Origin of the sequence: Micromonospora sp. NPDC049799, assembly GCF_040656655.1 — a bacterium.
GTDB lineage: Bacteria > Actinomycetota > Actinomycetes > Mycobacteriales > Micromonosporaceae > Micromonospora.
Map to the genome: position 1 here is coordinate 1 of NZ_JBFAMU010000194.1, position 9,003 is coordinate 9,003.

General features: G+C 74.1%; 9 protein-coding genes. 5 read left to right on the top strand and 4 right to left on the bottom strand.

Annotation, left to right across the window (positions count from 1 at the left end; genetic code table 11):
• Positions 1 to 204 precede the first annotated feature (204 nt).
• Together AB0I76_RS16215 and AB0I76_RS16220 are read left to right on the top strand one after the other, a co-directional pair.
• Positions 205 to 849, top strand: a complete 645-nt coding sequence (locus tag AB0I76_RS16215) for an SIMPL domain-containing protein (protein ID WP_357035410.1) — start codon at positions 205 to 207, stop codon at positions 847 to 849.
• Positions 849 to 1,493 carry a nucleoside/nucleotide kinase family protein gene (locus AB0I76_RS16220; RefSeq protein WP_357035413.1) on the top strand — a complete coding sequence of 215 codons (645 nt, stop codon included), beginning with the start codon at positions 849 to 851 and terminating at the stop codon, positions 1,491 to 1,493. The genes AB0I76_RS16215 and AB0I76_RS16220 overlap by 1 nt, the downstream gene beginning before the upstream one ends.
• A 57-nt stretch (positions 1,494 to 1,550) precedes the next feature.
• Here the strand turns inward: AB0I76_RS16220 and AB0I76_RS16225 are convergent, their stop codons facing one another.
• The 3 genes from AB0I76_RS16225 to dapD form a co-directional block, all read right to left on the bottom strand.
• On the bottom strand, positions 1,551 to 4,193 hold the full coding sequence (locus AB0I76_RS16225; protein WP_357035416.1) for a hypothetical protein: 2,643 nt from the start codon (positions 4,191 to 4,193) through the stop codon (positions 1,551 to 1,553).
• Between the two features lie 102 nt (positions 4,194 to 4,295).
• The gene (locus AB0I76_RS16230; protein WP_357035419.1) at positions 4,296 to 4,853 is read right to left on the bottom strand and encodes a sugar O-acetyltransferase; all 558 of its coding nucleotides are present in this window, start codon (positions 4,851 to 4,853) and stop codon (positions 4,296 to 4,298) included.
• 46 nt (positions 4,854 to 4,899) lie between these two features.
• Positions 4,900 to 5,859 carry a 2,3,4,5-tetrahydropyridine-2,6-dicarboxylate N-succinyltransferase gene (gene dapD, locus AB0I76_RS16235; protein WP_357035422.1) on the bottom strand — a complete coding sequence of 320 codons (960 nt, stop codon included), beginning with the start codon at positions 5,857 to 5,859 and terminating at the stop codon, positions 4,900 to 4,902.
• Positions 5,860 to 5,883: 24 nt separating this feature from the next.
• Here dapD and dapE point away from each other — a divergent pair, with 24 nt between their 5' ends.
• Entirely contained in the window at positions 5,884 to 6,957 is a 1,074-nt protein-coding gene (gene dapE / locus AB0I76_RS16240; RefSeq protein WP_357035425.1) for a succinyl-diaminopimelate desuccinylase, read from the top strand.
• Between the two features lie 67 nt (positions 6,958 to 7,024).
• On the opposite strand, the gene AB0I76_RS16245 is transcribed toward dapE, so the two are convergent.
• Complete coding sequence (locus tag AB0I76_RS16245; RefSeq protein ID WP_357035428.1) at positions 7,025 to 7,201, bottom strand: hypothetical protein; 177 nt, start codon at positions 7,199 to 7,201, stop codon at positions 7,025 to 7,027.
• A 157-nt stretch (positions 7,202 to 7,358) separates the two neighbouring features.
• Here AB0I76_RS16245 and AB0I76_RS16250 point away from each other — a divergent pair, with 157 nt between their 5' ends.
• Together AB0I76_RS16250 and AB0I76_RS16255 are read left to right on the top strand one after the other, a co-directional pair.
• On the top strand, positions 7,359 to 8,210 hold the full coding sequence (locus AB0I76_RS16250; protein WP_357035432.1) for a TIGR00730 family Rossman fold protein: 852 nt from the start codon (positions 7,359 to 7,361) through the stop codon (positions 8,208 to 8,210).
• A gap of 1 nt (position 8,211) precedes the next feature.
• On the top strand, positions 8,212 to 8,757 hold the full coding sequence (locus AB0I76_RS16255) for a TIGR00730 family Rossman fold protein (RefSeq protein WP_357035435.1): 546 nt from the start codon (positions 8,212 to 8,214) through the stop codon (positions 8,755 to 8,757).
• Positions 8,758 to 9,003 lie beyond the last annotated feature (246 nt).

Consider the following 9,003-nt stretch of genomic DNA (forward strand, 5'->3'; position numbering starts at 1 on the left):
GCGGGTTCCGGGCCGGCGGCGACCACGCCGACGAGGTGGCGTGGCTGCGCGGGCTGGGCGCCGACGGCGGGCACCTGAGCGGCTGCGTTCCCGGCACCGACACGGTCTCCTACACGGCCCACCGCCCGGTCCCGCCCACCACCTGAGCGCCCGGGGTCGCCGGCACGACGGGCGGACGGGAGGGCACGCCGCTAGGGTGAGGGCATGGTGGACGGGCCGGTGGTGTCGGTGCGCGGGGAGTCGTACCGGGAGGTCGATCCCGAGATCGCCCGGTTCACCGTGACCGCCCTGGCCCGGGACCGGGACCGGGAGACCACCCTGACCCGGCTGGCCGAGCGGGCCGCCGCCGTTCGGGTGCTCATCGACTCCCACGCCCCGGCGGTCGACCGGCGGGAGACCGGCGAGCTGCGGGTCCGGCCGGAGACCCGGCGCTCCGGCGAGCGCGTCGTCGCGTACCACGGCAGCGTGTCCACCACCGTGACCGTCACCGACTTCACCGCACTCGGCGAGCTGATGCTGCGCCTGGCCGACCAGGACCAGGTCGAGGTCGCCGGGCCGTGGTGGTCGCTCCGACCGGACAGCCCCGCCCACCGCGAGGCCCGGCGGGCCGCCATCGACGACGCGCTGTCCCGCGCCCGTGAGTACGCCGAGGCCCTCGGCGCCCGCGTCACCGCGCTGATCGAGCTGTCCGACACCGGCGACATGGACCGCCCGATGTTCGCCCGGATGGCGTACGCGGGCGGCGCGGAGGCCGGCGGGGCACCCGACCTGGAACTCGACCCCCGCCCGCAGGAGGTGCGCGCGGCGGTGCACGCGCGGTTCGCGATCAGCGAACCGGTCCTGCACTGATGCCCACCGCCCGCGTCGTCGCCGTCGACGACCTGGTCGCGCGGGCCCGCGCGCTCGCCGAGGCCGGTCCCCGGCAGATCCTCGGCATCGCCGGTGCGCCCGGCGCCGGTAAGTCGACCCTCGCCGAGCAGGTCGTGGCGGCCGTCGGTCCCACCGCCCGGCTGGTGCCGATGGACGGCTTCCACCTCGCCCAGGCCGAACTGGAACGGCTGGGCCGGGCGGGTCGCAAGGGTGCGGTGGACACCTTCGACGCCAACGGGTACGTCTCCCTGCTGCGCCGTCTGCGCCGGCTGGAGCCGACCTCGGTGTGGGCACCGGCGTTCCAACGGGACCTGGAGGAGCCGGTGGCCGGGGCGATCGAGGTGCCGCCGGAGGTCCGGCTGGTGGTGACCGAGGGCAACTACCTGCTGGTGCCCGACTTCCCGTGGGAGGAGATCCGCCCGCTGCTGCACGAGGCGTGGTTCCTCGACCTGGACGTCGAGCTGCGGCTGCGCCGGCTGACCGCCCGACACGAGGCGTACGGCCGCTCGCCGGAGGACGCGCGACAGTGGGCGCGGGGCACCGACGAGGCCAACGCCGCCCTGGTCACCGCGACGGCGGAGCGCGCCGACCTCGTCGTACGCCTGGCGGAGCCGCCGGCCTGACCCCGGACACGGCGGCGGCCCGCGGTGCACACGCCCCGCGCTGCCGGTGCCGCCCGGTCAGCCGGACCCTCGTCGGGGTGCCGGCACCCCCCGCCGGAGGAGCCAGGCCACCCGCGAGCGTTCCCGGTGGAACTCGGGCGCGTCCGGATAGCCGCTGTGGTTGCGGATCGGGGGGTCGGCGACCTCCCCGTCGCTCGGGTGCAGCGCCTCCGGGTCCCGGACGGACACGTCCCGCTCCCCGGCGTTGACCGGCCAGCCGAGCGGGTCGGTGTCCCGCCAGAAGTTGGTCCAGCCCGGCGTTCCCCTCCGGGTCAGCGCCCCGGCCAGCACCGGCAGCCGGTCCGGCCCGAAGTACGCCGGGAAGACCCGGCCGTAGAGGCGGGTGAGCTGGCAGCCGTAGGAGAAGAACCAGATCCGCGACCGCCACCGCGCGGGCAGTTGCAGGATCACCGCGGCGCAGATCACCGCGCCCTGGCTGTGCCCGGAGAGGATGATCCCGTTCAGGCCCCGAGGGTCGTGGTCGGCGGCGGCGAGCAGCCCGGCGGTGCGGGTCTGCAGCTCCGGCACGGCACGCTCGGCGTAGCTGGGCGGGGCCAGCGGGTGCGCGGCCCGGGGCCAGAACGTCCCCACGTCCCACACGACGCCGACGGTGCGACGGACCCCCTCGTTGCGGAAGACGAGCATGCCGAGGGCGGCGACGAGCACGGGCAGCCAGCTCAGCAGCGAGTCGCCGATGTCGGCGACGGCCTTCAGCACCGCCGCTCCGCCGGTGGCGTGGGCGGGGTGGGGACGGGTCAGGGACAGCACGGCGGCGCAGCCGAGCGCGACCAGAACGGCCGACGCGGCGGCGTAGCAGCCGGTGAGCCGCAGCGCGTGCTCGCCGACCAGGCGGTGCAGGGCGTGGTAGAAACCCACGTCCCGGCAGCGCCGCAGCTCGTGGGCGGACAGGGCGTGGCGTTGGGACGTCAGCGCGGCGTACTCCTCGCGGCGGAGCCGGGCGAGGAGCACGAGCGCCCGCAGCGCGACCCCGAGAAGCCCGATCAGGGCGATGCTGAAGGCGAGGCCCGCCCACAGCACCGGGGTGGGCATGGTGATCGGCGAGCGCCCACTGGGGGTCGGGGCGTTGTTGAGCCGGTCGGTGACCCAGTGGAAGAGGCCGGCGCTGTTGGCGACGCAGAGCACCCAGCCGAAGCCGGCCAGCACCGCCGGCCCGCGCCCGGCCCAGGCCAGGTCGGTGTGCGCCTCCAGGGGTTGGCCTCCGGCGGCCGACCGGGTACGGGGCAGGACCAGGCCGGTGCCGGCGACGGCGACCGCGCCGAGGGCCACCAACCAGATGTCCAGCGCGCCCGGTGCGGCCGGCGCCCCGGGCAGCCAGCCGGCGATCCACAGCACTCCCAGGGGGAGGAGCAGGGCGGCGGTGACCGGTGCGGCCAGGGCCCGGCGGCCGGACCGGGAGACCGCCCCGATGGCGATGAGCAGCAGCAGCTGACCGGTGCCGTACCAGGAGATGATCCAGTCGTAGCCGGGCAGCGAGCGGTCGGTGAGGCAGCGGGCGTCGCCGGGGTGCCGGTCGCAGCCGGGCGGGGGCCGCAGGTCGGAGAGCGGGGTTCCCGCCGGCCCGTCCGGCAGGAGCAGGAGGAGCGCGGTGCCGACCAGTGCGAGACCGGCGAGCACGGCGACCGCGGCGCTCCACCGGCCCAGTGGGGTGGAGCCCGCGCGCCGGGTCAGCCACGGACGGGCGAGTGCCACCACCGCGATCAGCACCACGGCCACCATCGCGACCGCCGTCGCCGTCGCCAGGACCGCCCGGATTCCCCCCGGGGGATCCATCGCCAGGACCGGGCCCAGGGCCACGGCGGCAGCGATCACCGCGCCGGTGCCGAGGTGCAGCACGGCGGCACGCCGCAACTGCCCCTCGCCGCACCAGAACGTCGGGTCCTGCAACGGGTTCGCGAGGTCGTCCGGTGGTGGCTCGGGCGGTTCCGGCTCGCCCACCGGTTGCGGGGGGAGGCCGGTCCCGTACCCGGCCGGTTCCGTCTCCCGCGCTCCTGATCCGGCCGTCCACGGGACGACCGGGTTGGCCGGCATCTCCGCCTCGTACTGGTAGGTCCGCCAGGTGGCCAGGCCGAGGACGCCCAGGAGCGCCACGGGCACGAGCAGGCCGACCGCGAGCGCGCGGGCGCCCTCGCTCCACCAGCCCCGACCGAGGAACTCCCAGGGGCCCGGGACCCGTCCCAGGCAGGCCGCGTCGACGCACTGCCACCCGATGAGGTCGACGCCCACCCCGGCGAAGGTCAGGACCAGCGTGCCGGTCAGGCTCAGGCAGAACAGCCGGATCAGCCACGCGGCGATGCCCGAGCGGCTGCCCCAGCGCTCGGTGTCCGGGTCGGGCGGGATGCCCGGCCGGGCGTGCAGCGCGATGTTGGCCAGGGTGAACGGCAGCAGCACCGTCCACAGGGCCCGCTCGACGTCGCGCGCGGTCCGCGCGCCGGAGGTCAACTGCCCCCAGCTGTACGCCTCGACCACCACCGGGTCCTCCGGCGCGGCGGCGGTGGAGCGGTAGAAGCCCGTGGTCGCGTCCCCGGCGACCAGCCACGGCTGGGGCTGGTCCGGCCCCGGCCCGGGTTGCAGGCCCAGGATCTGGTCGGGGGGCGTGTTGGACACCCCGTGGACGCGGAGTTCGAGCACCCGACCGGCCATGACTACCTCCTGGTGACCGCATCACCACTCAGAGTGCCGGTCGACCTGCCGCAGCAACAGCCCCCGAAGGGGTGTTTGTGCAGGTGAAGGGCCTGATCCGAGTCAGTCGAGCCGGCGCACCGGCCGGGCCGGGTTACCCACCGCGACGACGTTCGGGGGCAGGTCCCTCGTCACGACGGCGCCCGCGCCCACCACCGTGTTCTCGCCGACCGTGACGCCGGCCAGGACGACCACGCCCCCGCCGAGCCACACGTTGTCGGCGAGGGTGATCGGCCGCGCCGACTCCCACTTGGCGCGGCGGGGTTCCGGCTCCACCGGATGCGTCGGGGTGAGCAACTGCACGTTCGGGCCGATCTGGACATCGGCGCCGATGGTGATGGCGGCGACGTCGAGGAAGACCGCCTGGTAGTTGACGAAGCTCCGCGGCCCGATACGGATGTTGCCGCCGTAGTCGCAGTGGAACGGCGGCCGGATCCAGGTGTCCTCGCCCAGCTCACCGAGCAGCTCCCGCAGCACGGCCAGCCGGCCCGGTGGGTCGTCCGGCGAGCTGGTGTTGAAACGGTGCATGAGCCGGGCGGCGCGACCGAGGTCGGCGATGATCGCGGGGTCGTCGGCGATGTACGGCTCGCCGGCCAGCATCCGATCCTTCATCGAGGTCACCGCTCGATGATGCCGGAACCGGCCGGCGCGCACCTGCTCCTTGGCGTCAGTCGTTGGCGTGCAGGGCGGCGTTCAGCTCGATGCCCCGGCCGGTGCGCGGCTTCGCCTCCAGCGCGCCGGTCACCGAGTTGCGCCAGAAGAGCAGCCCGTCCACGCCGGACAGCTCACGGCCCTTGACCACCCGGCCGTCCGGCAGGGTGATCTTCGACGCGGCGGTGATGTAGCAGCCGGCCTCGACCACGCAGTCGTCGCCCAGCGAGATCCCCACCCCGGCGTTCGCGCCGACCAGGCTCCGCTGCCCGATGCTGATCCTGTCGGTGCCGCCGCCGGAGAGCGTGCCCATGATCGAGGCACCGCCACCGATGTCCGAGCCGTCATCGACCACGACGCCCTGCACGATCCGCCCCTCGACCATCGAGGTGCCCAGCGTGCCGGCGTTGAAGTTCACGAAGCCCTCGTGCATGACGGTCGTGCCGGCGGCCAGGTGGGCGCCCAGCCGGACCCGGTCCGCGTCGGCGATCCGCACGCCGGACGGCACCACGTAGTCGGTCATCCGGGGGAACTTGTCCACCCCGTACACCGCCAGGTGGCGGCCGGCGGCCCGCTCGATCACCCGCAGCTCGTCGACCCGCTCGGGCGGGCACGGCCCGGCCGAGGTCCAGGCCACGTTGGCCAGCTTGCCGAAGATGCCGTCGAGGTTGACCTCGTTCGGCCGCACCAGGCGGTGGGAGAGCAGGTGCAGCCGGAGGTACGCGTCGGGGGCGTCCTTGATCGGGTCGTCCACCGCGCCGATCACGGTCACCACCTGGACCGTACGCAGACCCGGCAGCGCCCGGTCGCCGACCGCTCCCGGCGGCAGGTCGAGGACGTCCGCCTCGTCCTCACCGGCGACCAGCGGCAGGTTGCCGAGGCCCAGCTTGCCGGTCGGGTACCAGGTGTCGAGCACCTGGTCGTCGGCGGTCACGGTGGCCAGACCGATGCCCCAGGCGGATTCTGCAGTCGTCACGAGTGTGACGGTACCGTGCGATCCATGGAGAACCCGCTGACCCCCGAGGTCCTCGCCGATCCGGTGGCGTTGACCCGCGCACTGGTCGACATAGAGTCCGTCTCCCTCAACGAGCAGGCCATCGCCGACCACGTCGAGCAGGTGCTGCGCGGCGTGCCGCACCTCACCACCTTCCGCCACGGCAACACCGTGATGGCACGTACCGACCTGGGGCGGGCCCAGCGGGTGGTGCTGGCCGGGCACCTGGACACCGTCCCGCACAACGACAACTTCCCCTCCACGTTGCGCGGCGACCTCCTGTACGGCTGCGGCACCTCCGACATGAAGTCCGGGGTGGCGTACGCGCTGCACCTGGCGGTCACCCTGCCGGACCCGAGGTACGACGTCACGTACTTCTTCTACGAGGCGGAGGAGATCGAGTCGAAGTACAACGGACTCTTCCTGGTCTCCGAGGCGTACCCGGAGTGGCTGCGGGCCGACTTCGCGGTGCTGCTGGAGCCGACGTACGGCGTGGTCGAGGCGGGCTGTCAGGGCACCATGCGGGCGATCGTGACCACCCACGGCGAGCGGGCCCACTCCGCCCGGTCCTGGCGGGGCGTGAACGCCATCCACGGCGCGGGGGAGGTGCTGCGCCGGCTCCAGGCGTACGAGGCCCGGCGCGTCACCATCGACGGCTGCGAGTACCGCGAGGGGCTGAACGCGGTCCGGATCGTCGGCGGGGTGTCCGGCAACGTGATCCCGGACCGGTGCGAGATCGAGGTCAACTTCCGGTTCGCGCCCGACCGTGACGCGGCGGGGGCCGAGGCCCACGTACGCGAGGTCTTCGCGGGCTTCGACCTGACGGTGACCGACATGGCTCCCGGTGCCCTGCCGGGGCTGGACAACCCGGCGGCGCGGGAGTTTCTCACCGCCGTCGGCGCGGAGCCGGTCGGCAAGCTCGGCTGGACGGACGTGGCGCGCTTCGCGGCGATGGGCGTCCCGGCGCTGAACTTCGGCCCGGGCGACCCCAACCTGGCGCACCACCGGGACGAGCACGTCGAGATCGGCAAGATCCGCGACGGTGCCGCCACGTTGCACCGCTGGCTCGCCGCCGACTAGGTCCGTATCGCCTCGTCGAGGGGTCCGCACCGGGCGGACCCCTCGACGTCGTGCGGCCGGAGCCGACTCAGGAGATGGTGGGGTGGGACGCGCTGGCACCGGCCAGGGCGTCGGTGTGGTCGACGGACGGGGTGGCGGTGGTGGACGGCTCCATCAGGCGGGCGCGGCGACGCTCGGCCACCACGTCCCGGATGCGGCGCTGCATCTGACGCCGGATCCGGATCATCTCGCTGTTGCTGATCACGCTGGCTCCCTCCCCCGAAGGCGCGTGCCCGGCGCATACCGGGTATGTGAATGATAAGACGTACGGGCGACCGAATTAGTTGCCCGTCGCGGCCAACTAATTTCCGGGCTCGTCGCCCAGCGCACCCGGTCGGTGCCGCTCCACTACGGTTGCTCCCATGAGCCAGAGCAACGGGCGGGAGAGCGGGCGCGCACCGGGAACGGAACGGCACCGGGGCGCCGTCACGCTGCGGCGGCGGGCGGCCACCGAGAGCACCGCGGACCAGCGCCTGCTGGACTCGCGCGGGCGCGGCGACTGGAAGACGAGGGACGCCTGGCGGGCGCTGCGGATCCTGTCCGAGTTCGTCGAGGGGTTCGACACCCTGGCCGACCTTCCGCCGGCCGTCAGCGTGTTCGGTTCCGCCCGCAGCCGCCCGGACAGTCCGGAGTGCCGCATGGCCGAGGCGCTGGGCGCGGCTCTGGCCCGGGCCGGGTACGCGGTCATCACCGGCGGTGGTCCCGGCGTGATGGAGGCCGCCAACCGGGGTGCCAGCGACGCGGGTGGGCTGTCCGTCGGGCTCGGCATCGAACTCCCCTTCGAGCAGGGCCTCAACGACTGGGTCGACCTCGCCATCGACTTCCGCTACTTCTTCGCCCGCAAGACGATGTTCGTCAAGTACGCCCAGGCGTTCGTCGTGCTGCCCGGCGGCTTCGGGACCATGGACGAGCTGTTCGAGGCGCTCACCCTCGTGCAGACCGGCAAGGTCACCCGCTTCCCGGTGGTGCTGATGGGCACCGAGTACTGGCAGGGCCTGCTGGACTGGCTCCGCGACACGATGGCGGCCGGCGGCAAGATCGGCGCGGTCGACCTGGAGCTGATCTGCCTCACCAACGACGTCGACGCCGCGGTCCGGCACATCGTGGAGGCGGAGGCCGCCCTCTCCGCCGAGCAGGAGGCGGTCCAGGAGGAGGCGGTCGCCGTGGCCGCCGCCGAGCAGCGGGCCGCCGCCGACGAGGGCGGAAAGGACTGACGTGGCCGCGATCTGCGTCTTCTGCGCCTCCTCCCGCACGCTCGACCAGCGCTTCCTGGACCTCGCGGCCGAGGTTGGCGCGGAGATCGCCCGACGCGGCCACACGCTGGTCAGCGGCGGCGGGTGCGTCGGCATGATGGGTGCGGTGGCGGACGGCGCCCGGGCCGCGGGCGGTCGCACACTCGGCGTGATCCCGCAGGCACTGGTCGACCTGGAGGTCGCCGACCTCGCCTCCGACGAGCTGCTGGTCACGGACTCCATGGCCAGCCGGAAGACGCTCATGATCGACAAGTCGGACGCGTTCCTCACGCTCCCCGGCGGCCTCGGCACCCTCGACGAGCTCTTCGAGGTCTGGACCACCGCGACCCTCGCCCTGCACGCCAAGCCGATGGTGCTCCTGGACACCGACGGCTTCTACCGTCCCCTGCTCGACTGGCTGCACACCCTCGCCGACCAGCGGTTCCTCAAACCCGCGGGCCTGGACCTCCTCCTCGTGGCGGACAGCATCCCCACCGCCCTGGACACCCTGGAATCCCACCTCACCTAACCCCCACCCCCGCTCCCCCCAGCCCCCCGCCCCGCCCCCGGCCCCTCCGCGGTCGGGACGCGCGGTGGGTGGGGTGTGGGGCGGTGTCGTACGGGTCTGGTGGGATGGGGGCATGCAGGCGTACCGGCTGGTGCGTCGGCCTGTCGGGGCGGTTCGGGGGGACCGCCCGGTGGACGGGCCGGCGCTGGGGGACCGGCCGTCCGGCGGTGCGCACGGGGACGACCCGCGCTCCGGTCCGACGGCGGG